The sequence below is a fragment of the Peribacillus phoenicis genome (assembly GCF_047238085.1).
Taxonomy (GTDB): domain Bacteria; phylum Bacillota; class Bacilli; order Bacillales; family DSM-1321; genus Peribacillus.
Genome location: NZ_JBDFMF010000001.1, coordinates 3252366 through 3279231, shown reverse-complemented (window position 1 = coordinate 3279231; position 26866 = coordinate 3252366). Strand labels below are relative to the sequence as shown.

The following is a 26866-nucleotide window of genomic DNA, read 5'->3' as shown; positions in this document are numbered from 1 at the left end:
GTTTTTTCAGATTTGTTTGATCGAATAACACATCCCTTGCAGGGATAAGCCCTAAAAGGGATGGGGAAAAAGCAAGGTCCAAATTAATTGAAATCTGATGAAAAATTATTGTAAATCGACATTTTCCTCCCTTTTGCTAACTATATTAATTGATTTAACGTTTGACAAAATTAAAAGTTATTCAAATCAAACACAATATATAGTAGTTGAAATATTTAATGCAACACTATATGTTGATTTTTGAGTTTCGCTATGATAAATTTAGGGTACTTGTTAAGCGAAACGGACATGTAAGGCTACATAAAGATTTTTGCGGCAGCAAGAACGGATCTTGAAACATATAAAGGAGAGGGAATTATGTCGGTTGTAATAAAAGAAGCTTTAAAGGTTGATCTAGAAAGGTTGAATAAGGATATTTCTTTATTTCCCCAGGTTCACCCTGTAACGGCTGATATGAAAATGGCGCATAAGGGAGTGTCCCGTCTAGTCATGCTTGACCGCTATTCTTTTAAGGATACTGAAAAAATCACACTCTCGGCAGGCGATTTCGTCGTGTTGACGATTAAGGAAGATCCGAAATTCCCGGCAAGGGGTCTCGGCTACATCGTTGAAATTGATTGGGAAACCAAAAAAGCCAAGGTATTGGTGGATGAAGAATTCCGTGGCGTATTGGATAATCCGGAAGAAGTGGAGACGGGAATTGTAAACCGTCCGTTGGATATAATCGAAAAGCCGCTTGAAATATACTATGAACAAATTGCGAAACGTAATGCAACGGGATTGGCATCAGTGGAAACCACGGAAGAAAAGAGAACGGAATGGTTCAATAAATTCTATGAAGAATTAAAGAACCTTAATTTCGTCCCGGCAGGCCGAGTATTATACGGTGCGGGTTCCAATACGGATGTTACTTATTTCAACTGCTATGTAATGCCATTCGTACCGGATTCACGTGAAGGGATTTCAGAACATAGGAAACAAGTGATGGAAATCATGAGCCGCGGCGGCGGAGTGGGAACGAACGGGTCGACACTGCGTCCTAGAAACACTCTGGCAAAAGGGGTAAATGGAAAATCCTCCGGTTCAGTCTCATGGCTTGACGATATTGCCAAACTGACGCATCTAGTTGAACAGGGCGGTAGCAGACGGGGCGCGCAAATGATCATGCTTGCTGATTGGCATCCTGATATTGCAGAGTTTATCATTTCTAAAATGCAAAACCCGAGGATTCTGCGTTACCTAGTGGAAAATACTAAAGATGAAGCCATCAAGAAATATGCGACGGATAAATTGAAATTCACGCCGCACACGGAACAGGAAACGGCTATGTATCAAGGGATCATCAATTATAAGGAGATTCCTGGCCAAGGCGGATTTAGCGAGAAAATCATTAGGGATGCAGAGGAAAAGCTCCGTACAGGGGGAACGTACAGTGTCCATAATTCTGATTTTCTGACTGGAGCCAACATCTCGATTTGCCTGACTAAGGAATTCATGGAAGCGGCGGAACAAGATGCGGAATACGAATTGCGTTTTCCTGATGTTGAAAGCTATAATGCCGAAGAAATGGCCATTTACAATGAAGAATGGCATAATGTCGGTGATGTTCGCGAATGGGAGAAAATGGGTCACAAAGTCCGTGTTTACCGTAAAATCCGAGCTAAAGAGCTTTGGAATTTAATAAACATTTGTGCAACATATTCTGCTGAACCAGGTATTTTCTTTATCGATAATGCTAATGAAATGACGAATGCCAAAGCATACGGTCAACAGGTCGTAGCCACGAACCCTTGTGGAGAACAGCCATTGGCCCCATATTCAGTATGTAACCTTGCAGCCGTCAATCTGGCTGAAATGGCTGATAAAGAAAGCAAAACGGTTAATTTCGAGAAACTTAAGCAGACTGTCGAAGTCGGGGTGCGTATGCAGGACAATGTCATTGACGCAACTCCTTATTTCTTGGATGAAAACAAAAAACAGGCACTGGGCGAGCGACGGGTTGGACTTGGTGTAATGGGTCTGCATGACCTTTTGATCTACTGTGAGACGGAATATGGCTCTGAGGAAGGAAATATCCTGGTTGACAAGGTGTTTGAAACCATTGCGACGACAGCTTACAGGGCTTCCGTGGAACTTGCTAAAGAAAAAGGCAGTTTCCCGTTCCTGATCGGGTCAACGGACAAAGAAACCGATGAGCTAAGAACACGTTTCACACAAACCGGATTTATGGAAAAAATGCCTGTAGATATCAGGGAAAGTATTGCTGCACATGGCATCCGTAACTCTCATTTATTGACAGTGGCTCCTACAGGAAGCACAGGAACGATGGTTGGGGTATCAACAGGTCTTGAACCATATTTCTCCTTCACGTATTTCCGCAGCGGCCGTCTTGGTAAATTCATTGAAGTGAAGGCTGACATTGTACAGGAATACTTGGACCGTCATCCAGAAGCCGATACAGAAGAGCTTCCAAAATGGTTCATTTCCGCTATGGAATTAGCTCCAGAAGCACATGCTGATGTTCAATGCATCATTCAACGCTGGATTGACAGCTCGATCAGTAAAACGGTAAATGCTCCAAAAGGATATACTGTCGAACAAGTTGAAAAAGTATATGAACGTCTATACAAAGGCGGAGCAAAAGGCGGTACTGTATATGTGGATGGCAGCCGTGACAGTCAGGTTCTTACGCTCAAAGCGGAAGAAAACCAAATGGACGAACAGCTTGAAATGGATGAATTGACAGATGTGGAAGTAAAGAAAAAAGTCGTATTGGTCGATACGATAAATGAACTGCGTTCGACTAACGTTACGATTGGGTCGGAAGTGGGCAACACTTGCCCGGTGTGCCGTAAAGGCGAAGTCCAGGAAATGGGCGGATGCAATACTTGCACGAATTGCGGAGCACAATTAAAATGCGGGCTATAAGCTGATGTAAGGGAAGTCGTTAAGTATGCTGCAAAGCTATCTTAACGGCTTTTTTAGTGTCTTAAAAGTTGTTATTGACAGTCTGTTCAATTACATGCCAATAGAGAAGACCGAATCATCGTAAATTCGGTCTTCTTTTTGCGTTCAATCAACCATTTTCATTTTGCTGCCCTATTTCCTTTTCGGCTAGATATTGGTTGCCATCTTTCAATACCGAAAATTCATCGACCGAGTCTCCAGGTATATTCCTTGGATTTGGAAATTTATTATCTGTTTGGACGGTGATCGTTTGTTTTCCCATTCCATTTGTCAAGAAGTCTCGTTTATTAGCCATATCGCATCTCCTTCATTTTGAATTTCCAAGTAAAAACAATCATGAGGATAAAAGAATAAAGAAAAACTATCCTTATGAATTAGATTGTGTAGTTCGATTGAAAGTATGAACAAATCGAAAAAAGAATGGAGATCGAAATGAAACCATTTATGCCACAGTTAGTATATATCGAGCCCAGGGCACTGGAATACCCGCTTGGCCGGGAATTGAAAAAGAAATTCGAAGATTTGAACATTGAAATCCGTGAGACCACATCGCATAACCAAATTAGGGATCTTCCTGGGGAAAATGATCTGCAAAAATATCGTGTCGCCAAATCGACGCTTGTGGTAGGAATAAGAAAAACATTGAAATTCGATTCTTCAAAGCCATCTGCTGAATATGCCATCCCTCTTGCTACAGGGTGTATGGGGCATTGTCACTATTGCTATTTACAGACGACACTCGGATCGAAACCATATATTAGGACATATGTGAATCTTGACGAGATTTTCGAGGCAGCCGAAAAATATATAAATGAGAGAAAGCCGGAAATTACCCGTTTTGAGGCAGCCTGTACATCGGATATTGTCGGAATTGACCATTTGACACATTCTTTAAAAAGGGCCATAGAATATTTTGGAAAAAGTGAATATGGGGTTTTAAGGTTCGTAACTAAATTTCATCATGTCGACCATCTGTTGGATGCTGAACATAATGGAAAAACGAGATTTCGGTTCAGTATAAATTCGCGTTTTGTGATAAAGAATTTCGAGCCAGGCACTTCGAGCTTCGAGGAAAGGATGGAAGCGGCACGCAAAGTGGCAGGTGCCGGATATCCCCTGGGTTTTATCGTAGCTCCAATATATCGTCATGAAGCATGGAAGGAGGGCTATCACGAATTATTCGAACGATTGAGTGAGGCGTTAAAAGGGGTGGATATACCGGATTTGACTTTTGAATTAATCCAGCATCGGTTCACTGGTCCAGCAAAAAAAGTGATTCAAAAAAACTACCCGAAAACAAAATTGGAACTGGACGAAACGAAGCGTAAATATAAATGGGGCCGATATGGCATTGGTAAATATGTTTATCAAACCGAAGAAGCCGCAGAACTGGAAACGACCATTCGTGGGTATATCGCGGAATTTTTCCCGAAAGCGGAAATTCAGTATTTTACCTGATTAAGGCAATTTTCTATCTAAAACTGTCATAAATTCCTCTAATCCTGCTTAGAAATGTAAAGACCGGATTAGGGGAGGGCAGCTATGATTATTGACGGCGTTTTTTCCGGAGGCGGGATTAAAGGCTATGGTTTAGTGGGAGCCCTGCAGGAATTAGAAGAACGGGGATTTGTATTCCATCGGACAGCCGGTACAAGTGCAGGATCCATAATTGCAGCTTTCGTGGCAGCTGGGTACACCGGAAAAGAAATGGAAAAGCTATTTATTGATATAGATTTAAGCGGCCTGCTGGATAAAAGGCGTGGTCTTTTGCCTATCCCGCTTGCCAAATGGCTTCTTGTATACTGGAGACTTGGCCTTTATAAAGGCGATGCATTGGAAGGTTGGGTTGCCAGTAAACTTGCCGAAAGGAATGTAGTCACTTTTAAGGATGTTCGACCGAAATCCCTTCGTATCATAACCTCTGACATCACAAATGGGAAATTGGTGGTTCTGCCTGATGATCTACCGAACTATGGCATTGATCCGATCACTTTTCCAGTTGCAAAGGCAGTAAGAATGAGTTGTAGCATTCCTTATTTCTTTGAGCCAGTCAAACTCGATGTCGGAAAAAGCAAGTTACTTTTTGTTGATGGAGGTGTTTTAAGCAATTTTCCTATGTGGTTATTCAATTCAGATCATGTAAGGAAGGAACGGCCGGTCATAGGCTTGCGGCTGAGTGTCGATGAGATATGGAAACCGCATGAGGTGGATAATGCGGTTGAATTATTTTCCGCACTATTCAAAACGATGAAAGATTCCCATGATGCACGATATATCTCCAAGAAACACGTCCATAATATTGTATTTATCCCGATGAAGGGAATTTCTGCAATGGATTTCAATCTGAATGATGAACAAAAGGGTGAATTGATGAAACGGGGCAGACAGTGCACGAAAGAATTCCTTAAAAATTGGACTTATTGATGATGAATAAAAAAATCGGGCTCTTAAAAAGAAGCCCGATTTTTCTTTTTATTCTTTTTCCCTTCGATGACGGTTAAGTGACTATCCGTTTTCTTTCTCCATTTTATTTTCTTAGATGATTTTGCTGCAGAGAAGCTAGCCACATTATCTTTTTTCGAAGTTCGATTTTTTAGCCTTTTTTTCGATTGGCGGGCAGCCTTTCGGAATGCTTGCTGCTCTTTCTTAACTGGTTTTCCCTTTGTTAATCCGGTATAAATCATATAAATAATCCCTGCGACAATGGCTATTATGAGAATGTTTCTAAAAAAGCCAATCGGGTCATTAAATAGTCGGCTCAATAGTCCGAGGACTCCGAGGGCGATGATTCCGTATATCATGAAAGATATGAAACGTTTCAACAAAGACACCTCCTTAAGAGCATCATAAGCATTTTTAGCTTATTTTAAACATTCTTCATGTAAAATATTTGAAAAAAATGAAGGTCATTCCCTTAGTTTAGTATATGATTTTCCATAATCAAAATGTGTATAGATGTTTTACACAATTACATCGGATTCTAAACTTTTTTCTGTCTCTTTTTCCATCCTTAACAGTTCTTGGAAGGATGCCAATGCGACTTCGACTTGATCGTCGGTGGGAGCCTTGGTCGTCAATAACTGAAGCCAAAGTCCAGGGTAACCAAGGTAGCGCAGAACAGGAATATCCTTTAATTTGTTCGTTGCCTGCAATACCTCGAAGGCAATGCCTAGCACGACCGGGATAAGCAAAATTCGATTGACGACACGTACCCATAGCGGATCAATTGGTACAAGAAGATAGACAAACATCCCTACAATGACAGTAAATAAAATAAAACTGCTGCCACAGCGATAATGAAGGCGGGAACTTGCCTGCACATTTGCAACCGTCAATTCTTTTCCGCTTTCAAAGCAATTGATCACCTTATGCTCTGCTCCGTGATACTGAAAGACCCGCTTGATTAATGGCGTCAAGGAAACTACATAAATATATACGAGTAGTAAGATCAGCTTGAACAAGCTTTCCACTAATACCTGAGCCGTATAGCCACTGAAAATGGGTTCTGTCAATTTTGCGAGGAAGACAGGAATCAAGGTGAAAAGCAGCTTCCCGAATAGGAAGGAAAGAACGCCGATTACGGCAACTCCAAGCCATACACTCATTTTAGAAGATTCTTTCGTTTCATTTTTCTTTTCTTCCTGCTTTTCCCCGTCTTCTTCTTCATACTGTTCAGTTGAAAAGTTCAGATGTTTCGAGCCGGTGGCACTTGACTGAACCAGTGATACGATACCCCGTAGAAACGGTACTCTTTTTAAGCTGTTGACGACAGGTTTCGATTCACGAGGCAGATGATAATATACAATCGTCGAATCTTTGCGGCGTACCGCAGTGACTGTGTGATGTTTGCCGCCGAACATGACGCCTTCCACAACAGCCTGCCCTCCGTAAACGGGTTTTTGAACCTCAGACATTTCTACACCAACCTAATAGTTATTCACGTAGCTCTCTCAAGGGTGCTAACATGTTTATTATCAAGCATCACATGGGTAAAGGCGCCCCTCCAAAATTGAATGGAAGCTTTAACCCTGCAAGTACTTTATGAATGTTGAATCACAGGAAGGTAGTATCCCGTGTACATTATAAACTTCAACAGAGGATGGGTATTTTCCTCTGAAAAAAGTAGATTATTTATGATTTAATCATACAGAATAAATCACAAAACCTCTAGTGATTCTCCTTCCTAAGAATAAAAAAAAATAGTTCTATTTAACAAAGGGCATACTACGTAGCGGAGGTGATTGATATGTCTTCTAATGAAAAAGGACAAATTCAACAGGAATATCAAAGCATGTTAATCTACAATGTACTTGCTGTCGGTTTTGTTGGGGGGGCTTTAGCCAGTTTTATCGGAATCATAGCCCATTATATTAACTTTATGGATTTTAGCCCAAAATTCATACTTACCTCGTGGTCCAATATGACCTGGATCGATCATTGGCTCGGTACGGTAATGACCATAATTTTGTTCGGAATTCTATCCGTGGGGATCGCTTTTATCTACTATAGTCTTTTTAAAAGGATGAAGAGTATTTTTCCGGGTATTATTTTGGGGGTGGTTTGCTGGGCTTTGCTGGTATTTGTCCTGAAACCGATGTTCATCGATTTGCCAACCTTTTATAAAATGTCAGCAAATACGGTTATAACAAGTGTATGCATTTTTATTATATACGGTCTTTTTGTAGGGTTTTCTATTTCATACGATCATCAGGAATATATACGTCAAAAAAACAAAGCCGAGAAGCAATCGGAAAGCTGATTGCTTCTTGGTTGTAAAAAAGTAGTAAGACAATTTGGAATTATGATAGAATGTTCATGGAAAGCATTCTTTTAACATGAGCAGGTGTTTGATGATGACAAAAATCTTACTAATCAATGGTCCGAATTTAAATCGCTTGGGGAAGCGGGAACCTGCGCATTATGGATCCTCGACGCTTGCGGATGTGGAAGCGCAATTAATGCAGCAAGCTCAAGGGTTAGATGTGGAATTGACTTCTTTTCAAACTAACCATGAAGGAGCGATTATCGACAAGCTCCATTGGTCAGAGGATCATGGGATCGACGGGATTATCATTAATCCTGGAGCTTTTACTCATTATAGCTATGCGATTCGTGATGCAATAGCCGGAATTGATGTTCCAGTGGTGGAAGTGCATATTTCGAACATACATGCCCGTGAAAGCTTTCGGCATGAATCAGTGACCGCACCGGTAACGGCGGGACAGATTGTCGGCTTGGGGATACACGGATATGAATTGGCGTTGCAGGCGATCACAAAGATTGCAAAGGGGAGAAATTAAATGAATAAACTAATACGCTTAAGAGCCTCAATGGAAAAGGCGGGCATTGATGGTTTTTTGATTACCAGTACATATAACCGCCGATTCATGACCAACTTTACGGGAAGTGCAGGCGTTGTACTTATTTCCCAAAAAGAAGCTAAATTCATCACTGATTTCAGATACGTGGAACAAGCGGGCAAGCAGGCGCCGGACTATGAGGTCGTTCAACACAAAGGAACCATCATCGAAGAAGTCGGCAAGCAGGCTAAAGCGATGAATATCGGCAAGCTGGGCTTTGAGCAAGAACACCTGACTTATGCTACATATAAGGCATACGAAGCGGCCATTGATGGTCAGCTTTTGCCGGTGTCGGGGGTTATTGAGAATTTACGCTTGATAAAGACTTCATCAGAGATTAAGATATTAAAGGAAGCGGCTGCTATTGCTGATGCTGCATTTACACATATTCTGGATTTCCTGCGTCCAGGGATCTCGGAACTGGATGTATCCAATGAACTTGAGTTCTTTATGAGGAAACAAGGGGCAACTTCTTCTTCCTTCGATATTATTGTGGCTTCCGGCTTAAGGTCCGCACTTCCGCATGGAGTGGCTACGGATAAAATCATTGAAAAAGGCGATTTCGTCACATTGGATTACGGGGCATACTATAATGGGTATGTGTCTGACATCACTCGGACATTAGCGGTTGGCAAGCCAAGTGAAGAACTTATTAATATTTATGACATTGTTTTGGAAGCTCAACTGCGAGGAATGGCTGGGATCAAACCTGGTATGACTGGCAAGGAAGCGGATGCACTAACTCGAAATCTAATTGAAGAAAAGGGATATGGGCAGTATTTTGGACATTCGACTGGACATGGTATCGGTCTCTGAAGTTCATGAAGGTCCAGCATTATCCGTTAGGTCTGATATCATTTTAGAACCAGGTATGGCCGTAACCGTTGAACCGGGCATTTACTTACCTGGGGTAGGCGGAGTGCGGATTGAAGATGATACAATCGTTACACTTGATGGTAACGAAGCACTTACTCATTCAACCAAAGAGTTAATCATTCTGTAAACATGTACATGTAGGAGGACAAATTTATGATTTCTGTAAACGATTTTCGCACGGGTGTTACGATTGAAGTAGATAACGGAATTTGGCAGGTTATCGAGTTCCAACACGTTAAACCTGGTAAAGGTGCAGCTTTTGTACGTTCTAAACTTCGTAACCTTCGTACGGGTTCAATCCAAGAGAAAACATTCCGTGCTGGTGAAAAAGTCGCTAAAGCACATATCGAAAACCGCAAGATGCAGTACCTTTATGCAAGTGGAGATAGCCATGTATTCATGGATAACGAAACATATGACCAAATCGAGCTGCCTGCTTCAAGCATTGAACGTGAACTTAAGTTTCTTAAGGAAAATATGGAAGTGCATATCATGACTTTCCAAGCGGAAACACTTGGGGTCGAGCTTCCAAACACAGTGGAACTTGAAGTGGCGGAAACGGAGCCGGGAATTAAAGGCGATACATCTTCAGGCGGCACGAAGTCAGCCGTACTTGAGACGGGCCTTTCGGTTCAAGTTCCATTCTTCATCAACCAAGGTGACAAACTATTGATCAATACTAATGAAGGATCATACGTATCACGTGCATAAATGAAAGAAGACCGAGGTGAAGATCTCGGTTTCAGTTTGTAGACAAAAAGGTTTCGGAATGGACTCATTCCGAAACCTTTTTGATTTTTTAGTGGATTTGACTTCGGATGACGCAGATGATCTGCTTCTTCCATATATTCTTGCCGAATATGGCGTGTCACCACATCTGATGGTCTTTACTTTCTGTACACTGAAGGATTTGTACTCACGATAGCCCTTTTTATTTGTTGTTGTGTACTTTAAACCTCCATTTTACAAGCTGGCACCAGTTGGTCTAACATTTCAAGCTGATCTCGCTGAATAGAATCATGTTTAGAAAGAATCCTCATCACCTTAAGTTTTAATAATTCTATTAGGCAAAAGGGTTCTATCTAAAAGTTAAAACAAAGTTGATTGGAGCGAGTGCCCTACGTTCCAATCAACGTCCAAATTGTACAAGCCATCCTGTAGGCAAACTCGCTTTGTTCGAATTTTTTTTACAGCCTGAGACCGAGATTAATTTCTCGGCCTTTTTTTGTGTGTTTTTTAGATCCCCGAAGTCATAAAAAAATCAATAAATGGTCTGTTTCTTTAATAGCCTGTCATCATTGCAGGCTGGACGGCATATATTTTATTGAAAGTGGTGTATACAGGAGGATTGTCAAAATGGAAACGATTCTTTCTTTTTTACCGAAAAAATTATACGAGCAACTCCGGGGTATGACACCGATGATGATCGATAAGATGGAAGAACTGCGAATTCGGGTTGGAAGGCCGCTTGAAGTCATTGTAGGAGGGGAACCATACTTCTTTTCCTATGAAGTGACCCATTCGGATGCGGATCAATTATTGAATCAAATAGGTCAATTTTCGTTATATACACTTGAGGAAGAATTAAAGCGAGGATATATAACCATTGCGGGCGGACATCGGGTGGGGCTTGCTGGCAAGGTGATTTTGGAAAATGGGTCGGTCAAAGCGATCAGGGATATTTCCTCCTTCAATATTCGGGTTGCACGTGAAAAAATAGGTGCAGCTGAACCGCTCACTTCTTACTTATATGACGGGGAATGGCAGCATACAATGTTGATTGGTGCTCCGCAAACGGGAAAAACGACCATATTACGTGATATTGCAAGACTGATATCCAGTGGTAATGAAAAACACGGCATTGCCCCTCAAAAGGTGGGGATAGTGGACGAGCGCTCGGAAATTGCCGGATGTGTCCATGGAGTGCCGCAGCTCCAATTTGGAACAAGGGTTGATGTGCTCGATGGATGTCCTAAAGCGGAAGGGATGATGATGATGATCCGTTCGATGTCCCCAGATGTATTGATCGTGGATGAAATAGGCCGCGCAGCGGATACGCAGGCTGTGCTGGAAGCCGTGAACGCAGGTATTAAACTCATGATAACTACACATGGCCATACACTGGATGAAATTAAGAAGCGACCTTTTATCGCCGAAATATTAAAGCAAAACATCTTTGAACGGTTTATAGAATTACAGAGAAGTAAATCCGGCAAGAGGAGCTACAATGTCCTTGATTCTGCGGGAGTTCCCATTTTCTTGGGGGGAAGTGTGAACCCGCATGTTTAAGTTAATAGGAGCAGCGATAATTATTATTGCAACGACATGGGCAGGTTTTGAAGCTGCGAAAAAATTAAGTATGAGGCCTCGTCAACTGAGACAGCTGAAAGTCGCCATGCAATCGCTTGAAGCTGAAATCATGTTTGGTCATACACCTTTGAAAGAAGCGGCAAGGAAACTTTCTAAACAGATGGCCAAACCTTTATCCATCTTTTTCGATACATTTGCAAACCGACTCGAGTCCGGAGAGACCACCGTCAAGGAAGCATGGGATGATAGTTTGAAGAAAATATGGCAATCCCTTGCTTTAAAACAGGGAGAATTCGAGATTCTTTCACAGTTTGGGGAGACGCTTGGAAAAAGCGATAAATATCATCAGCAAAAGCAAATCATGCTAACGATGGCACACTTGGAACGGGAAGAGAGCGATGCACTAGACCGACAGGGAAAATATGAAAAAATGATGAAAAGTCTTGGTTTTTTATCAGGGTTATTATTGATCATCTTGCTGATGTAGGAATATGTGGGGGGAATGAAAATGGGCATTGATGTGGACATCATATTTAAAATAGCGGGTGTGGGGCTAGTAGTGGCGTTTCTTCACACGATACTCGATCAGGTTGGGAAGAAGGAATATGCCCAGTGGGTGACACTTTTCGGATTCATCTATATTTTATTCATGGTAGCTTCTGTAGTAGAGGATTTATTTCAAAAAATTAAATCTGTATTTCTATTTCAGTAAGGGAGGGATTCGCGATTGAAATCATAAAAATCGTGGCCATTGCCCTAGTTGCCACCTTTTTGGCACTGATCGTCAAAGAGCAAAAACCAAATTTAGCCTTCCTGCTTGTCGTTTTTGTAGGATGTTCCATTTTTCTTTTTTTAGCTGACAAAATATACGAAATTATTTTAATGTTAGAAAAAATTGCGGTTAATGCGAATGTAAATACCGTGTATCTAGAGACCATCTTAAAAATAATCGGAATTGCCTATATTGCAGAATTCGCTTCTCAAATAACAAAAGATGCAGGGCAAGGTTCCCTCGCTTCCAAAATAGAATTAAGCGGAAAAATCTTGATACTTGCCATGGCGATTCCGATTTTAACGGTCATTATCGAAACGATTTTACAGATGCTCCCAAGTTAACGGATTACTCCTACTAGTCAATGAGGTGAATGTATGAAGCAGCGGATGCCTTACTTATCCATTCTATTCGTTTTACTCTTTTTTTTGCATGCATCTATTGGACAAGCTGCCGAAAATCCTGATAATGGTGAAATCGAACAAGAGCCGATCATGCAGTCCGAGCTGGTACAAGCCCAAATAGAAAGGCTGGGTGTCGATGAGCTCAAACAATATTGGGATGACATCGTTACGGAATATGGAGGATTTCTACCAGAAAGCCAGAAAGGGAGCTTTATGGACTTCGTAAGCGGCGATAAGAAATTTTCCTTTGAGCAATGGATAAAGGGAATGACAAAATTCATTTTTCATGAACTGCTCGTGAATGGAAAGCTGCTGGGATCACTCATTTTATTAACCGTTTTCAGCATGTTCCTCCAGTCTTTGCAGAATGCGTTCGAGCAAAGCTCCGTGAGTAAGGTCGCTTATGCAATCGTTTATATGGTGCTGATCATTTTGGCACTTAACAGTTTTCATGTGGCGATTGAATATACAAAAGATACGATAGATTTGATGATTTCCTTTTTAATGGCGCTCATCCCTTTACTCTTGGCATTGATAGCTGCTTCAGGGGGACTTGTATCGGCTGCTTTCTTTCATCCGGTTTTAATGTTTTTGATGAATACAAGCGGTATCTTGATCCAGTTTGTCGTCCTTCCGTTATTATTCTTTGCAGCGATTTTAAGCATTGTCAGTACGCTGACCGAACATTATAAAGTGACACAGCTGGCACAGCTTCTCCGTAATTTTGCTATCGGTATCCTTGGGGCTTTCATGACCATATTTCTTGGTGTGATATCCGTTCAGGGGGCATCATCTGCTGTAGCTGACGGAGTGACGATCAGGACGGCCAAATTCGTGACAGGTAACTTTATACCGGTAATAGGGCGTATGTTTACCGATGCAACGGATACGGTCATAAGTGCCTCCGTTCTATTGAAGAATACAGTCGGCTTGTCTGGAGTCATCATACTCTTGCTCATTACCACGTTTCCCGCCATAAAAATCCTGATGATTTCTTTTGTCTATAAATTGGCAGCGAGTCTTTTGCAGCCGCTTGGCGGAGGACCAGTAATAAAATGCCTTGACATTATTAGTAAAAGCATGATTTATATTTTCGCTGCATTGGCCATTGTCTCACTCATGTTTTTTTTAAGTATCACGGTAATTATCGCCTCTGGAAACATTACCTTGATGGTTCGTTAGAAAGGAGGAGGGCTTGGTGAGTTTTTTAGCTGGCTGGGTATCCAACATCATCATATTTGTATTGCTGGCTACTGTGATCGATATGCTTCTTCCGAATTCGGCTTTACAGAAGTATGCCAAAATGGTAATCGGACTTTTACTGATTGCGATCATCATCACTCCTATATTGGGATTATTCAATAAGGATTTCGACGAAATCCTCTCTGCGGCTACTAGTGAATTTGAAGATCAGAAAAAAAAAGATTTAGGAAATTTGACAGAAATGAAGAAAAAAGAAATACAAGCAGCACAGGGTGCATATATTTTAGAACAAATGGCTGTCCAATTACAGACAGAAGTGGAAGAGGAGCTGATAGTGGATTATAACATGAAAATTAGTTCAATTGATGTAGGGGTCAAGAATGAGGAAGAACCTGGTGTTGATGATCTGCAGAACATAACCATCTCATTGGAAAAGGCAGAAGGGAAAGAAAACTCGGAGATAGAGGCAGTAGCGAAGGTTGATATCAATGCAGATAGCCCATCCACTTCAAATGATGCCAATCTGGATGCTGTCAAAAGGTTTCTGGCAACAAGTTGGTCTGTTGATGAAGAGATCATTGAAATCGCCGGGGAAAGGAAGTGACTGAGTATTGAACAAAGACAAAGGTCCATTATCCTGGCTGCAAAAACTATTAAATAAAGACCCTGACCAAAAAGAGCCTAAGGAAAAAAAACCTTCCCTGTATGTCTATGCTCTAATAGTTGTCCTTTTGGGATCGGGAATCATGATGGCCGGGAATTTGTTAACCACCAACCAGACGGGACAAACATCTGAAGTGACGACTGTATTCAATAATGATAAAAAGCAGGATGATGAAGAGGATGTTGAAACATTCGGACAGAAGAAATCAGAATTCAAGACTACAAAAGACTATGAAATATATCTACAGAATGAAATGAAGGAAGCGCTTGAATCCATCGCAGGCGTCCAGGATGTAAAAGTCGTAATCTACGTCGATGCATCCGAGAAGAAAGTATATGAACGAAACAAAGTCACCCAAAAACAAGTCACTGAAGAAACCGACCAGGAAGGCGGCAAAAGGACGGTCGAAGACACATCGGTTGATGAACAGCTCGTTTTGGTTAAGAGCGGTGAGAAAGAAGGACCGATCATTTCGGAAACGAAAAAGCCTAGTGTACGAGGAGTCCTGGTAGTTGCAAAAGGGGCCGAAAACATTCAAATAAAGAAGTGGATCATCGAGGCTGTCACACGCTCACTTGATGTACCGAGTCACAGGGTTTCTGTCATGCCTAAAAAATAAGGGGGAAAATCTACATGTTATTAAAAAAACAAACCGTTTGGTTATTGACTATGCTAAGTTTGGTCGTTGTGCTTTCAGTCTATTATTTAACCGCTCCTGAAGAAAATGCCGCCGATATGACGTCAACAGAGCAAATGGAACAGGAAGAAAATAAAACTGAAAGCAAAACAGAGAACAAAGAGGATACAAAAGGGGAAACTAAAAGTGAAAAAGAAACGTCCAAAAATACAGAAGGTTCCTCTGTAACCATTGCATCTGGAGATGAGTTCGAATCCTTAAGGATGCAGATTGAAGATGAACGGGCGAAGCTGAATGAAGAATTGACTGCAAAGATGGGCAACACAGAATTATCAGCTGAAGAACGAGACGAGGCTTATGCAAAAATCGAACAATTAAGTGAAACGAAAGTAAAAGAAAATATCATCGAAAACTTAATTGTTGCCATGGATTACAATGCCGCACTGGTCCGGGTGGACGGAACGGATGTCAAGGTGAGTGTCAAGGCCGATAAACAAACGAAAACAGAGGCTAATAACATTATCCGCCTCGTAAGGAAAGAAGTGAGCGATGCGCAAAATGTAGTGGTCGACTTCCAACCGGAAAAGTGATCACACATACAGAACGCTGATACAGAACAGTGCAACATCCTAAAAATTTGAAAGCCTTCCTTAATAAAAAAAGGGAGGCTTTTAATTATGATTTTTTTTACTATCTCAAACCGGGAAACTTTAGAGGAAAAGTTTTTTTATGTCAATTGATATCAGGAACGCAAATAGAATCGTTGATAATGATCCTCCGTAATATTCTAGAAAAGTAATTATAGTGGATATTATTGCTGATTTTCTACGAGTGAAATGCAAAATTCAAGAGAAAGCGTTAAGGTGCCCCAGTTGAAAAATATTCACAATATTATAATAAAGGTGTAATATAAAAGTATGGATAACAAGTTACAACTAATCTATCATTGAATTTGTATAAGCTAATATTGTATGATGTTAGAAGCTGGTCATAAACTTTTCAATTCTCTAAGGGAAACAATATTTTGAGAAAGTGAAATATCTGTTATAATACAGGTGAGGTTTGTATTCAGTTTATTCGCATTCGCATAAAGAAAGCGGCTACTTTGTGCAGTATTGGACAAAGTAGGATAAGCTAAGGGTAAGGTTACATAAAATATTATTGCCTCACAAACTCATATTAAATTAGACAAGGGGTGCCACAAAATGAAAGTGCAAGAAATTCGTGAAATTATTAAGCTAGTCGATCAATCAAATATCAGTGAATTCGTTTTTGAAAATGAAGGAACGAAAATTAAATTGAAAAAAACTGAAACGGGTACAGTATTACACCCAGCAGCAGCTCCAGCAGTTGTTCAAACCAATGCAGCTGTAGAGGTCAAGCCTGCAGCGGCCCCTGCCCCTGAAGTGCCGAAAGCTGTTGAACCTGCAAAACCGGCTGCAGCCGACACTGAAAATTTACATAAAATCACTTCTCCGATGGTCGGGACATTCTACCAATCTCCTGCACCGGATTCACCTGCATACGTAAAAACAGGCGATAAAGTAACGGGGGATTCCATCGTCTGCATCGTGGAAGCGATGAAGCTTTTCAATGAAATCGAAGCCGAAGTAAGCGGTGAAATCGTTGAAGTCCTTGTAAAAGAAGGCCAGCTTGTAGAATATGGTCAACCATTATTTTTAGTAAAGCCGGAATGAGGAGCTGTTTCTAAATGATTAAAAAGGTATTAATTGCCAATCGCGGGGAAATTGCTGTCCGAATCATCCGGGCATGCAAGGAATTAGGAATCGAGACTGTTGCGGTCTATTCAGAAGCGGATAAAGAAGCATTACATGTTCAACTTGCGGATGAAGCATATTGCATCGGTCCTAAATTATCAAAAGACAGTTATTTAAATACAACGAACATTATCAGCACAGCCAAGAAAACGGGATCCGATGCGATTCACCCAGGATATGGCTTCCTTGCTGAAAATGCTGACTTTGCTGAGCTATGCCGTGAATGCAATATCATTTTCATCGGTCCTAGCCCAGAAGCTATCAATAAAATGGGAACAAAGGACGTAGCAAGGGAAACCATGCGCAAAGCTGGTGTACCGATCGTTCCAGGTTCTAAAGGCATAATTAAGGATACGGATGAGGGTGTGGCTTTAGCTAATGAAATGGGCTATCCAGTCATCATCAAAGCTACTGCCGGCGGGGGCGGTAAAGGTATCCGCGTCGCAAGGACGGAAGAAGAGCTCATTAAAGGCATTAACATCACACAACAGGAAGCCGCGACAGCATTTGGGAATCCAGGCGTGTATATTGAAAAGTTCATCGAGGACTTCCGACACGTTGAAATACAGGTCATGGCAGATAATCATGGCAATGCCATCCATTTAGGTGAGCGTGATTGTACGGTCCAGCGACGTTTGCAAAAGCTTGTTGAAGAAACCCCTTCACCGGCATTGGATGGTGAAACACGTGCGGAAATGGGGCAGGCTGCAGTAACGGCAGCACTTGCCGTTAATTATTCAGGTGCCGGAACAGTAGAATTTATTTATGACTATGTGAATAGAAAATACTACTTTATGGAAATGAATACACGTATCCAGGTTGAACACCCTGTTACAGAAATGGTAACGGGCGTGGATTTGATCAAAGAACAGATCAAAGTTGCTTCAGGCAGCAAACTATCGCTTTCGCAAGAGGATGTCACTTATAACGGATGGTCTATCGAATGCCGGATCAATGCTGAAAATCCAGAAAAGAATTTCATGCCTTCCGCAGGTAAGATTCAAATGTATTTACCGCCAGGCGGCTACGGAGTTCGTGTTGATTCCGCGGCATACCCTGGGTACTCGATACCGCCGTATTACGATTCCATGATCGCTAAATTGATTGTCCATGCACCTACTAGGGAAGAGGCAATCGAAAAGATGAAACGCGCCTTAGGTGAGTTTGTCATTGAAGGGATCAGTACCACAATTCCTTTCCATATTAAGTTACTTCAGCATGAACAATTTGTTTCCGGAGAATTTAATACCAAATTCCTTGAAATATATGATGTAATGAACTCATAATGTAAAGGAAGACAGGAGGTGCTTTTGAATGAGTGAAATGGAAGGCCAATTACTCGAAATGAATGATTATAATAGTGGGCTGGGCAAAGTGGAGATCGCACCTGAGGTAATAGAGGTGATTGCGGGTATCGCTGCATCGGAAGTTGAAGGTGTTGCACATATGCGCGGGAATTTCGCCACAGGTGTTGTTGAAAAGCTTGGGAAAAAGAACCACGGTAAAGGTGTTAAAGTGGACTTAACGGGAGAATCCATCAAAGTCGAACTTTATTGTGTCATGAAGTTTGGTGTTTCAATTCCGAAAGTTGCTCAGGAAGTGCAAGATAACATTCGTGAAGCTTTGTTGAATATGACCGCTATCGACGCGGGCGAAGTGAACATTCATGTAGTGGGCATTGCGTTTGAAAACGCTAAACAAGAAGCGGATTACGAACAAGAAGTGTAAGTGGCTTCATTCGATTCGCACCTGCAAAAACCCGGCAAAAAGCCGGGTTTTTGTTTTTTTGAATGTTTACTCCAGATACCCCGTTTTTGAGGCCTGCTTATAATATTAAATTTAAATGAACATAATAAGGCGGTGTCTGGAAGTTTCCCTTTAATTCAAGGGTGATTTCTGTTAGAGTGTAAAAGGTGAAATATGAGCATGAAAGCTAGGCATGAGCTTTTTGACACTTTCAAAAAGTATGGTACTGTGTTGGCCGTTTAATTCCGAAAGTAATCTTGAATTGTTATCCTGAATCAAGATATTTGAGTCTTTTGGCCTTAATTTTAGTGGGATTTAGCTTGTTTTTTAAATAATATAGCGAAAATCTTAATATTTTTGAAAAAATGTTATTTAATGTTCGTTTGTTCTAGCATTTTCATATATAATAGTAGATGTTAAAGGAGTAAGATTATGAAAAGAAGAGAAGCCCGTGAAAAATCCCTTCAAGCACTATATCAAATAGATATTGCCAACTCGAATGCAGAAGAAGCAATGGAAAGCGTACTGGATGGTGCTCCTACTGATGAATACTTCAAGAAATTAGTAATGGGGATAACGGAAAATCGTGAACAAATTGATGGAATGATCAGGGACAATTTAGAGAATTGGACGTTGGAAAGACTGGCGAACATTGATCGGAATTTACTGCGGATCGCGGTCTATGAAATGGTTCACAGTGAAGGTGTTCCTGTAAGTGTTGCAATGAATGAAGCTATTGAAATTGCTAAGAAATTCGGTGATGATCAATCGAGCAGCTTTGTAAATGCCGTTTTATCCAAAGTAAAGGTGAAAAGCGGCAGCTAAAGCTGCAGCCTTGAACAAGGATTCTCTCAGCAATTTCTTTAGCAAAATTAACTTGGGAGGAATAAACACATGTCAGCTCAAATCATTAATGGTAAAGAAATTGCAGAGTCAGTTAGGCAGGAAATCAGAAAGGAAGTTCAACAGTTACGTGAAAAAAATGTCGTTCCGGGTTTGGCTGTAATCCTGGTCGGTGACAATCAAGCATCACAAACTTATGTGCGCAATAAGCAAAAGGCCTGTGAGGACTTGGGCATGCATTCCGTATTAATTAAAAAGCCTGCGGAACTCTCTCAGGAGGAATTAATTCAGAGCATTGCTGAATTAAACCAGGATGACAGCATTCATGGTATATTGGTGCAGCTGCCATTGCCTGGACATATTCAGGAAAAAGCGATCATTGAAGCGATTTCCCCTGAAAAGGATGTAGATGGATTCCACCCGATTAATATTGGGCGGATGATGACGGGACAGGATGCATTTTTACCTTGTACTCCATACGGCGTCATGGTGATGCTTGAGTATATCGACTATGACCTTGAAGGTAAGCATGTTGTCATCGTAGGGAGAAGTAATATCGTCGGAAAACCAGCCGGACAAATGTTTTTAAATGCAAATGCAACCGTTACTTACTGTCATTCACGGACAAAGGATCTTGCATATTATACCAAGCAAGCCGATGTCGTTGTGGCAGCTGTCGGAAAGAGGGACACGATCACGAGTGACCATATTAAAGAAGGCGCAGTCGTCATTGACGTCGGAATGAACAGGAATGATGAAGGGAAGCTTTGCGGTGATGTGGCGTTTGATGAAGTGAAAAATAAGGCTTCATACATTACACCTGTTCCTAAAGGCGTTGGTCCCATGACGATTACGATGCTTATGAAGAATACGGTCAAATCTGCTGAAAAAGCACTTGAACAGAACAAGCAAGCATTAAAAAGCTGAAAAAAACGTTAAATTATTTTAAAGAAGCGGACCTCTTGTTTTATAATAACGGGAGACCGCTTTTTTTTCCATTTATGGATCCATAGGTGAGTTTTCTTTATATCCGATTTCCATCGGAAGGAGACATTATATGAGCAACCAACAATATTTGAGTGTGTCGGCTTTAACGAAGTACATCAAAAGGAAATTCGATGCCGACCCCCATTTGCAAAATGTATACATAAAAGGTGAAATTTCGAATTTTAAACAACATACAAGCGGACATATGTATTTTACTTTAAAGGATGAGAAGGCCCGACTACTTTCCGTTATGTTTGCCGCCAATAATAAAGGGATGAAATTCCTGCCCGAAAATGGTATGAAGGTACTTGTTAAGGGCGATATATCATTATATGAAGCAGGGGGACAGTATCAGCTTTATGTGAAAAGCATGGCCCCTGATGGTGTGGGGGATTTGTATCTTGCTTATGAACAGCTGAAGAAAAAGCTGGAGGCAGCAGGTTTGTTTTTGGCCGAACATAAGAAGCCGATCCCGCAGTACCCTAAGTCTGTAGGAGTCATAACATCTCCGACCGGAGCTGCATTAAGAGATATCCTGATAACCATCAAGCGGAGATATCCAATCGCCAGGATCATTGTTTATCCAGCACTTGTACAAGGGAATAATGCCGCTAAATCGATTGCCAAGGCAATTTCAATGGCTAACGCAAGGGCGGAAAGCGATGTTCTCATTGTCGGAAGGGGTGGCGGGTCGATCGAGGAGTTATGGGCCTTTAATGAGGAGATAGTGGCTGAATCGATTTATGATTCCGATATACCGGTAATTTCTGCTGTCGGTCACGAAACTGATTTTACCATTGCTGATTTTGTCGCCGATATGCGTGCTCCTACACCGACTGGTGCAGCGGAGTTAGCGGTTCCTCACTTGAATGAAATACTCGAACGACTGATGAACCGCAAAAATCGGTTGACCCGTTCCATTCAAGAAGCGGTTAATTTTGAACGAACCCGTTTGACCAGGATGGAGAGGTCTTATGCTTTCCGTTATCCGCATAAAATGTATGAACAGAAGCTGGAACAGCTAGACAAGACGATGGAAAGGCTAGGGAGGACCAGCACGCGATATTTCATGAAAAAGAGAGATGAGCTGAATCAGCTGAACGAAATTCTGAAAAAGCAGCATCCTGAACAAGCGGTGAAAAATGCGAAAGATGAATTGCGGCAGCATGCAAAGGTTTTACGTAGGGCCATGGAAGCCATCTATCGGCAAAAATCACAGCAATTCGTTCATATTACAGCCACTTTGTCTGCCCTCAGTCCACTAAAAATCATGGAACGGGGCTATGGATTGGTTTTTGCTGAGGATGAGACATTAGTGAAAAGTACACAGCAAGTATCCAAAGGGGATAAGATAGCGGTTTCGATTAAAGATGGAACCCTTGAATGTGAAATTAAAGAAATAAAGGAGCGGATTGAACCATGACAAAGAAACAGGAAGCTACATTTGAAGAAGCGATGGAGAATCTCGAAAAAATTGTAGAACAGTTGGAAGAAGGCGATGTGCCCTTGGAAGAGGCCATCTCCATATACAAACAAGGAATGGATTTATCAAGGCTTTGCCATTCAAAGCTTAAGTCAGTTGAAGATCAGTTGACTCAAATTTTACGCGAAGATGGGGAACTTGAAAACTTCGCTGTACAGGAGGAAGAATGACATGGGAACGGCGTCCTTTGAAATGTTTTCTAAAGAATATAAAACGGTTATAGAACGGGAAATCGTGGAATATGTCAATAAGCTTAAAGCACCGGCAGTGGTCAAAGAAGCCATGATCTATTCACTGGAAGCAGGGGGTAAACGGATTCGCCCGTTATTGGTCTTTGCGGTTCTGGAGGCCTTTGGGAAAAGCTTGAGAATCGGGATTCCTGCAGCGGCTGCCATTGAAATGATCCATACATATTCTTTGATTCATGACGATCTTCCGGCGATGGATGATGATGATCTCCGCCGCGGAAAACCGACGAACCATAAAGTGTTCGGTGAAGCGGTGGCAATACTGGCAGGTGATGCGCTTCTTACATATAGCTTTCAATTGGTGACGGATATGATCGATCCCGAGGTGACGGCTGAAATGAAGCTGAGTCTTGTAAGTGAAATTGCGAAGTCTGCCGGAGCCGAAGGAATGGTTGGAGGTCAAGTTGCCGATATGGAAGGTGAAAATAAACAGCTGACCCTTCAGGAATTGGAGTATATCCATGAACATAAAACAGGGAAGTTATTGACTGCAAGCATCCTTTCCGGTGCTATATTAGCCGGGGCGAATGAAGAACAGCAACTCCATTTACGTGACTTTGCATACCACCTGGGGCTTGCTTTTCAAATTCGGGATGATATTCTGGATATTGAAGGGTCCGTCGAGTTGATCGGTAAGCCGGTTGGCAGTGATGTGGGTAATCATAAAAGCACATATCCTTCTATACTTACGCTTCAAGGGGCAAAGGAAAAGTTGGAACATCATATAGAACTTGCCCATGCCGCTTTAGGAAAAACAACCTTACAAACGGGTTTGTTGGATGAACTAACCGATTTAATAGCGAACCGTAACCATTGATTGAGCTAAATTTGTTATCAATTGAGGTTTTATGGTATACTCATTGTGCAAAAATATGTGAAAATCAAAATGAATTTTTTATTTGAGATACGTGATAAAATAGGTATATTAAGCCGCCGAAATCACCTGGGTGTTGGCGGCTATTTTTTAACTTAAAACCAATTTTTCGGTCAAGTCCCCCATAGCCCTCTTTTATGAGGCTTTGTTTATGCTTACAACCGAAAATGACAGAAAGTGAGTGGTCCTGTTTGGATCTTCTATCTATAAAAGACCCTTCTTTTTTGAAGAAGATGAATAATGAAGAACTTGTCGAGTTAAGTGTGGAAGTACGTAAATTCCTTGTGGAAAAATTATCGGTGACAGGTGGGCATATTGGTCCCAATTTAGGTGTCGTCGAGTTGACTATAGCCTTGCATAAAGAATTCGACAGTCCGAATGATAAAATTTTATGGGATGTCGGACATCAATCCTATGTCCATAAGATCCTGACTGGCAGAGCAGGTGAGTTCGACACCTTAAAGAAATACAAAGGTCTTTGCGGTTTTCCCAAAATGATTGAAAGCCCCCATGATGTTTGGGAAACCGGTCACAGTTCGACTTCCCTTTCAGCTGCAATGGGAATGGCGGCTGCCCGTGATATCAAAGGTGAAAATAGTTTTATTTTGCCAGTGATCGGGGACGGTGCCCTAACAGGTGGAATGGCGCTTGAAGCGTTGAATCATATCGGTGATGAAAAAAAGGACATGATCGTTATCCTGAATGATAATGAAATGTCCATAGCCCCTAACGTAGGTGCCCTGCACACGATATTGGGAAGATTGCGTACAGCCGGCAAATATAACTGGGCAAAAGATGAATTGGAGCTGCTTTTGAAAAAAATCCCTGCAGTCGGTGGTAAACTTGCAGCTACAGCTGAACGCCTGAAGGATAGCATGAAGTACTTATTGGTTTCAGGAATCTTTTTCGAGGAGCTCGGTTTCACATACCTTGGACCAGTGGATGGTCATAATTATGAAGAATTGCTGGAGAATTTAAGATATGCCAAGAAAACGAAGGGACCTGTACTGTTGCATGTCATCACGAAAAAAGGCAAGGGCTATTCACCTGCCGAGCTGGATACAACAGGAAACTGGCATGGGACAGGCCCATACAAAATCGAGACAGGCGATTTCGTGAAATCCCCTAGTAAAGGTCCTGCTTGGAGCGCTCTTGTAAGCGATACTGTCAGCAGGCTAGCCCGTGACGATGAGCGGATTGTCGCGATTACACCTGCAATGCCCGTAGGTTCGAAATTGGTGGGCTTTTCTCAAGAGTTTCCTGAGCGTTTCTATGATGTAGGGATTGCCGAGCAGCATGCTGCAACTTTTGCAGCCGGATTGGCAACGCAAAAAATGAAACCTTTCCTGGCTATATATTCAACTTTCCTTCAAAGGGCTTATGACCAGGTGGTGCATGATATCTGCCGTCAGAATTTGAACGTATTCATTGGGATCGACCGTGCCGGATTGGTTGGTTCCGATGGTGAAACGCATCAAGGCGTTTTCGACATTGCTTTCTTACGCCATGTACCGAATATGGTGTTGATGATGCCGAAAGATGAAAACGAGGGTCAGCATATGGTCAATACGGCCTTAAACTATAATGATGGTCCGATTGCTATGCGTTTCCCTCGTGGGAATGGTTGGGGAGTTGTGATGGATACTGAATTACAGCAGATTCCAATCGGTTCGTGGGAAGTTCTTAAAGAAGGAACGGATGTTGCCATCTTAACGTTCGGTACAACGATTCCCATGGCTCTTGAAGCGGCAGAACTGCTCGAGAAAGAGGATTATTCAGTTAAGGTGATCAATGCCCGGTTCATTAAGCCTTTGGATGAGAACATGCTAAGCAGTCTCCTTGGTGAAAAAATGCCTATTTTGACAATAGAAGAAGCGGTTCTTCAAGGTGGTTTTGGCAGTTCAGTACTTGAATATGCCCATGATCAAGGATTTTATGGGGCAATTATAGATCGAATGGGGATACCTGATTATTTCATTGAACATGGAAGTGTCGATGAACTGCTTGAAGAAATCGGTTTAACGACTGAGACAGCCATCAAAAAAATTAAAATGATAACACCCAAAAAAGAAAAAAGGGCCTGACAATATGAAAGTGATGAAAGAAAGAGTAGATGTATTACTTGTAGAACAAGGCTTGGCCGATACACGTGAAAAAGCGAAGCGTATGGTTATGGCAGGTCTTGTCTACGCGAATGAAGAGAGGTACGAAAAACCGGGGGAAAAAGTGCCGGTCGATCTCGAATTTACGATCAAAGGAAAAGTCATGCCTTACGTTTCAAGAGGCGGTCTTAAACTTGAGAAGGCATTAAGGGAATTCGATTTACAAGTGAATGGAAAAATACTGCTTGATATCGGTTCATCAACGGGTGGGTTCACGGATTGTGCATTGCAAAATGGCGCTCTAATGTCTTATGCGCTTGATGTGGGTTATAATCAACTTGCCTGGAAGCTTAGGCAGGATGAGCGGGTTAAAGTAATGGAACGAACCAATTTCCGTTATGTTACACCCGCCGATCTCGATGGGGAGATGCCAAACTTTGCAAGCATTGATGTTTCTTTCATCTCGCTTACGTTAATTTTACCGGTGCTAAAGACCTTGCTCGTCCCGAATAGTGATGTCGTTGCCTTGGTTAAACCGCAATTCGAAGCTGGGAAGGATCAAGTGGGTAAAAAGGGGATTGTTCGCGATTCCAAAATCCATAAACAAGTATTGGATAAGATCATTTCTTTTTCTATAAAGGAAGGCTATGATATTAAGGATGCCTCCTTCTCACCGATTACCGGCGGTGATGGAAATATTGAATTCTTACTTCATTTACACTGGCAAGGGTCCAAGGATGAAGGAGCGATATTGCTTTCGAAAACGGTTGACGACATCGTTGGAGAGGCCCATGCCCAATTTAAAAAAGAATAGTTAGAACTTTGTATGGGCTCCTTTGGCTGAATGGTTGGCTAAAGGAGCTTTTTAACTATACATTGTGGTCATGCACTGAATCATTTAAGGGTGGATACATAAAATAGGTACGTAAAAAAATACACTTGTATTCATTTTTAGAGAAAAAGTTGTACAATTGCATAAAAATCCGATAACATTAATATTAGCCACTTTCTAAAGCGGCCTATTTGCACGTATTGAAGATAACGAAGCAATCCCATATTGGGGCAGCTTGCTTATGTAAGAAATGAAAGTGAGACCATTACCATTAAATGAGCAACAGTTGAGAAGAGGTGCTTCTACTTATGAATAAAGGACAACGACATATAAAAATAAGGGACATCATAACGAATAATGATATCGAAACCCAGGATGAGTTAGTTGAAGAATTGAAATTAGCTGGATACAATGTAACTCAAGCTACTGTTTCAAGGGATATTAAAGAGCTTCACCTTGTAAAGGTTCCTTTGACGGATGGAAGGTATAAATACAGTCTGCCGGCCGACCAACGCTTCAATCCACTTCAAAAATTAAAGAGAATCCTTGTCGATGCATTTGTACGCATTGACTCAGCCAACAATTTACTGGTTATGAAGATGCTCCCAGGTAATGCCCAGGCAATCTGCGCATTGATTGATAATTTAAATTGGCAAGAAATACTCGGGACGATCGGCGGCGACGATACTTGTTTGATTATCTGCCGTTCTGAGGAAGATGCAAAGATCATTTCCGGCAAATTCTTGGACATGCTCTAATAATGTTGTGAGGTGACCTAGT

General features: G+C 41.6%; 28 protein-coding genes and 1 pseudogene. 26 read left to right on the top strand and 3 right to left on the bottom strand.

What is annotated here, in order from left to right:
* Positions 1–357: 357 nt before the first annotated feature.
* Positions 358–2928 (top strand): vitamin B12-dependent ribonucleotide reductase, encoded by a 2571-nt coding sequence (locus ABC374_RS16020; protein ID WP_413018859.1) that lies wholly within the window; start codon positions 358–360, stop codon positions 2926–2928.
* Positions 2929–3076: 148 nt separating this feature from the next.
* Here the strand turns inward: ABC374_RS16020 and ABC374_RS16015 are convergent, their stop codons facing one another.
* A complete protein-coding gene (locus ABC374_RS16015; protein ID WP_048688331.1) occupies positions 3077–3262 on the bottom strand; it encodes a hypothetical protein in 186 nt (61 codons plus the stop codon).
* A gap of 137 nt (positions 3263–3399) precedes the next feature.
* On the opposite strand from ABC374_RS16015, the gene splB reads away from it, so the two are divergent.
* Both splB and ABC374_RS16005 read left to right on the top strand, forming a co-directional pair.
* Complete coding sequence (gene splB, locus ABC374_RS16010; RefSeq protein WP_350299455.1) at positions 3400–4425, top strand: spore photoproduct lyase; 1026 nt, start codon at positions 3400–3402, stop codon at positions 4423–4425.
* A gap of 84 nt (positions 4426–4509) precedes the next feature.
* On the top strand, positions 4510–5391 hold the full coding sequence (locus ABC374_RS16005; protein ID WP_350299454.1) for a patatin-like phospholipase family protein: 882 nt from the start codon (positions 4510–4512) through the stop codon (positions 5389–5391).
* A 23-nt stretch (positions 5392–5414) separates the two neighbouring features.
* Here ABC374_RS16005 and ABC374_RS16000 read toward each other — a convergent pair whose 3' ends face one another.
* Positions 5415–5789 (bottom strand): SA1362 family protein, encoded by a 375-nt coding sequence (locus tag ABC374_RS16000; protein WP_048677789.1) that lies wholly within the window; start codon positions 5787–5789, stop codon positions 5415–5417.
* 138 nt (positions 5790–5927) lie between these two features.
* Complete coding sequence (locus tag ABC374_RS15995; RefSeq protein ID WP_413018856.1) at positions 5928–6881, bottom strand: DUF1385 domain-containing protein; 954 nt, start codon at positions 6879–6881, stop codon at positions 5928–5930.
* 332 nt (positions 6882–7213) lie between these two features.
* Between ABC374_RS15995 and ABC374_RS15990 the strand changes: the two genes are divergently transcribed.
* From ABC374_RS15990 to ahrC, 23 genes and pseudogenes are all read left to right on the top strand, one after another.
* Positions 7214–7726 carry a YqhR family membrane protein gene (locus ABC374_RS15990; protein ID WP_413018854.1) on the top strand — a complete coding sequence of 171 codons (513 nt, stop codon included), beginning with the start codon at positions 7214–7216 and terminating at the stop codon, positions 7724–7726.
* A 94-nt stretch (positions 7727–7820) separates the two neighbouring features.
* Positions 7821–8267, top strand: a complete 447-nt coding sequence (gene aroQ, locus ABC374_RS15985; RefSeq protein ID WP_137016305.1) for a type II 3-dehydroquinate dehydratase — start codon at positions 7821–7823, stop codon at positions 8265–8267.
* Positions 8268–9330 (top strand): annotated as a pseudogene (locus ABC374_RS15980) (M24 family metallopeptidase). It abuts the gene before it with no gap.
* A gap of 26 nt (positions 9331–9356) precedes the next feature.
* Positions 9357–9914, top strand: a complete 558-nt coding sequence (gene efp / locus ABC374_RS15975; RefSeq protein WP_034308328.1) for an elongation factor P — start codon at positions 9357–9359, stop codon at positions 9912–9914.
* A gap of 645 nt (positions 9915–10559) precedes the next feature.
* Entirely contained in the window at positions 10560–11492 is a 933-nt protein-coding gene (gene spoIIIAA, locus ABC374_RS15970) for a stage III sporulation protein AA (protein WP_413018852.1), read from the top strand.
* Positions 11485–12000, top strand: a complete 516-nt coding sequence (gene spoIIIAB / locus ABC374_RS15965; protein WP_350299449.1) for a stage III sporulation protein SpoIIIAB — start codon at positions 11485–11487, stop codon at positions 11998–12000. The genes spoIIIAA and spoIIIAB overlap by 8 nt, the downstream gene beginning before the upstream one ends.
* Positions 12001–12021: 21 nt before the next feature.
* Positions 12022–12225 (top strand): stage III sporulation protein AC, encoded by a 204-nt coding sequence (gene spoIIIAC / locus ABC374_RS15960; protein ID WP_034308319.1) that lies wholly within the window; start codon positions 12022–12024, stop codon positions 12223–12225.
* 23 nt (positions 12226–12248) lie between these two features.
* Positions 12249–12629: a stage III sporulation protein AD gene (gene spoIIIAD / locus ABC374_RS15955; protein WP_223255841.1), complete on the top strand. Its 381-nt coding sequence runs from the start codon at positions 12249–12251 to the stop codon at positions 12627–12629.
* 33 nt (positions 12630–12662) lie between these two features.
* Positions 12663–13871 (top strand): stage III sporulation protein AE, encoded by a 1209-nt coding sequence (gene spoIIIAE, locus ABC374_RS15950; RefSeq protein WP_413018849.1) that lies wholly within the window; start codon positions 12663–12665, stop codon positions 13869–13871.
* A 16-nt stretch (positions 13872–13887) separates the two neighbouring features.
* Positions 13888–14496, top strand: a complete 609-nt coding sequence (spoIIIAF, locus tag ABC374_RS15945; protein ID WP_413018847.1) for a stage III sporulation protein AF — start codon at positions 13888–13890, stop codon at positions 14494–14496.
* A 7-nt stretch (positions 14497–14503) separates the two neighbouring features.
* Positions 14504–15175, top strand: coding sequence for a stage III sporulation protein AG (gene spoIIIAG / locus ABC374_RS15940; RefSeq protein WP_413018845.1), 672 nt, complete (start codon positions 14504–14506; stop codon positions 15173–15175).
* A gap of 14 nt (positions 15176–15189) precedes the next feature.
* Positions 15190–15783: a SpoIIIAH-like family protein gene (locus tag ABC374_RS15935; RefSeq protein WP_413018843.1), complete on the top strand. Its 594-nt coding sequence runs from the start codon at positions 15190–15192 to the stop codon at positions 15781–15783.
* Positions 15784–16398: 615 nt separating this feature from the next.
* Entirely contained in the window at positions 16399–16890 is a 492-nt protein-coding gene (accB, locus tag ABC374_RS15930; protein WP_137016193.1) for an acetyl-CoA carboxylase biotin carboxyl carrier protein, read from the top strand.
* A 14-nt stretch (positions 16891–16904) separates the two neighbouring features.
* Positions 16905–18257, top strand: a complete 1353-nt coding sequence (gene accC / locus ABC374_RS15925) for an acetyl-CoA carboxylase biotin carboxylase subunit (protein WP_101222529.1) — start codon at positions 16905–16907, stop codon at positions 18255–18257.
* Positions 18258–18294: 37 nt separating this feature from the next.
* Positions 18295–18699: an Asp23/Gls24 family envelope stress response protein gene (locus tag ABC374_RS15920; protein WP_222620245.1), complete on the top strand. Its 405-nt coding sequence runs from the start codon at positions 18295–18297 to the stop codon at positions 18697–18699.
* A gap of 450 nt (positions 18700–19149) precedes the next feature.
* A complete protein-coding gene (gene nusB / locus ABC374_RS15915) occupies positions 19150–19542 on the top strand; it encodes a transcription antitermination factor NusB (protein WP_063233092.1) in 393 nt (130 codons plus the stop codon).
* A gap of 69 nt (positions 19543–19611) precedes the next feature.
* Complete coding sequence (gene folD / locus ABC374_RS15910) at positions 19612–20487, top strand: bifunctional methylenetetrahydrofolate dehydrogenase/methenyltetrahydrofolate cyclohydrolase FolD (RefSeq protein ID WP_413018840.1); 876 nt, start codon at positions 19612–19614, stop codon at positions 20485–20487.
* Between the two features lie 130 nt (positions 20488–20617).
* Complete coding sequence (gene xseA, locus ABC374_RS15905) at positions 20618–21970, top strand: exodeoxyribonuclease VII large subunit (RefSeq protein ID WP_413018838.1); 1353 nt, start codon at positions 20618–20620, stop codon at positions 21968–21970.
* Positions 21967–22200: an exodeoxyribonuclease VII small subunit gene (locus ABC374_RS15900; protein ID WP_413018836.1), complete on the top strand. Its 234-nt coding sequence runs from the start codon at positions 21967–21969 to the stop codon at positions 22198–22200. The genes xseA and ABC374_RS15900 overlap by 4 nt, the downstream gene beginning before the upstream one ends.
* Position 22201: 1 nt before the next feature.
* Positions 22202–23095: a polyprenyl synthetase family protein gene (locus ABC374_RS15895; RefSeq protein ID WP_413018834.1), complete on the top strand. Its 894-nt coding sequence runs from the start codon at positions 22202–22204 to the stop codon at positions 23093–23095.
* Positions 23096–23343: 248 nt separating this feature from the next.
* Positions 23344–25236, top strand: a complete 1893-nt coding sequence (gene dxs, locus ABC374_RS15890; protein ID WP_413018832.1) for a 1-deoxy-D-xylulose-5-phosphate synthase — start codon at positions 23344–23346, stop codon at positions 25234–25236.
* 4 nt (positions 25237–25240) lie between these two features.
* On the top strand, positions 25241–26068 hold the full coding sequence (locus ABC374_RS15885) for a TlyA family RNA methyltransferase (RefSeq protein ID WP_350299442.1): 828 nt from the start codon (positions 25241–25243) through the stop codon (positions 26066–26068).
* Positions 26069–26394: 326 nt separating this feature from the next.
* Complete coding sequence (ahrC, locus tag ABC374_RS15880; RefSeq protein ID WP_034308279.1) at positions 26395–26844, top strand: transcriptional regulator AhrC/ArgR; 450 nt, start codon at positions 26395–26397, stop codon at positions 26842–26844.
* The last annotated feature ends 22 nt before the right edge of the window (positions 26845–26866 follow it).

Coding starts and splice junctions, on each gene's coding strand:
- ABC374_RS16020 (WP_413018859.1), top strand. CDS start 358: ATGTCGGTTGTAATAAAAGAAGCTTTAAAGGTTGATCTAGAAAGGTTG.
- ABC374_RS16015 (WP_048688331.1), bottom strand. CDS start 3,262: ATGGCTAATAAACGAGACTTCTTGACAAATGGAATGGGAAAACAAACG.
- splB (WP_350299455.1), top strand. CDS start 3,400: ATGAAACCATTTATGCCACAGTTAGTATATATCGAGCCCAGGGCACTG.
- ABC374_RS16005 (WP_350299454.1), top strand. CDS start 4,510: ATGATTATTGACGGCGTTTTTTCCGGAGGCGGGATTAAAGGCTATGGT.
- ABC374_RS15995 (WP_413018856.1), bottom strand. CDS start 6,881: ATGTCTGAGGTTCAAAAACCCGTTTACGGAGGGCAGGCTGTTGTGGAA.
- ABC374_RS15990 (WP_413018854.1), top strand. CDS start 7,214: ATGTCTTCTAATGAAAAAGGACAAATTCAACAGGAATATCAAAGCATG.
- aroQ (WP_137016305.1), top strand. CDS start 7,821: ATGACAAAAATCTTACTAATCAATGGTCCGAATTTAAATCGCTTGGGG.
- efp (WP_034308328.1), top strand. CDS start 9,357: ATGATTTCTGTAAACGATTTTCGCACGGGTGTTACGATTGAAGTAGAT.
- spoIIIAA (WP_413018852.1), top strand. CDS start 10,560: ATGGAAACGATTCTTTCTTTTTTACCGAAAAAATTATACGAGCAACTC.
- spoIIIAB (WP_350299449.1), top strand. CDS start 11,485: ATGTTTAAGTTAATAGGAGCAGCGATAATTATTATTGCAACGACATGG.
- spoIIIAC (WP_034308319.1), top strand. CDS start 12,022: ATGGGCATTGATGTGGACATCATATTTAAAATAGCGGGTGTGGGGCTA.
- spoIIIAE (WP_413018849.1), top strand. CDS start 12,663: ATGAAGCAGCGGATGCCTTACTTATCCATTCTATTCGTTTTACTCTTT.
- ABC374_RS15935 (WP_413018843.1), top strand. CDS start 15,190: ATGTTATTAAAAAAACAAACCGTTTGGTTATTGACTATGCTAAGTTTG.
- accB (WP_137016193.1), top strand. CDS start 16,399: ATGAAAGTGCAAGAAATTCGTGAAATTATTAAGCTAGTCGATCAATCA.
- accC (WP_101222529.1), top strand. CDS start 16,905: ATGATTAAAAAGGTATTAATTGCCAATCGCGGGGAAATTGCTGTCCGA.
- ABC374_RS15920 (WP_222620245.1), top strand. CDS start 18,295: ATGGAAGGCCAATTACTCGAAATGAATGATTATAATAGTGGGCTGGGC.
- nusB (WP_063233092.1), top strand. CDS start 19,150: ATGAAAAGAAGAGAAGCCCGTGAAAAATCCCTTCAAGCACTATATCAA.
- folD (WP_413018840.1), top strand. CDS start 19,612: ATGTCAGCTCAAATCATTAATGGTAAAGAAATTGCAGAGTCAGTTAGG.
- xseA (WP_413018838.1), top strand. CDS start 20,618: ATGAGCAACCAACAATATTTGAGTGTGTCGGCTTTAACGAAGTACATC.
- ABC374_RS15900 (WP_413018836.1), top strand. CDS start 21,967: ATGACAAAGAAACAGGAAGCTACATTTGAAGAAGCGATGGAGAATCTC.
- ABC374_RS15895 (WP_413018834.1), top strand. CDS start 22,202: ATGGGAACGGCGTCCTTTGAAATGTTTTCTAAAGAATATAAAACGGTT.
- ABC374_RS15885 (WP_350299442.1), top strand. CDS start 25,241: ATGAAAGTGATGAAAGAAAGAGTAGATGTATTACTTGTAGAACAAGGC.
- ahrC (WP_034308279.1), top strand. CDS start 26,395: ATGAATAAAGGACAACGACATATAAAAATAAGGGACATCATAACGAAT.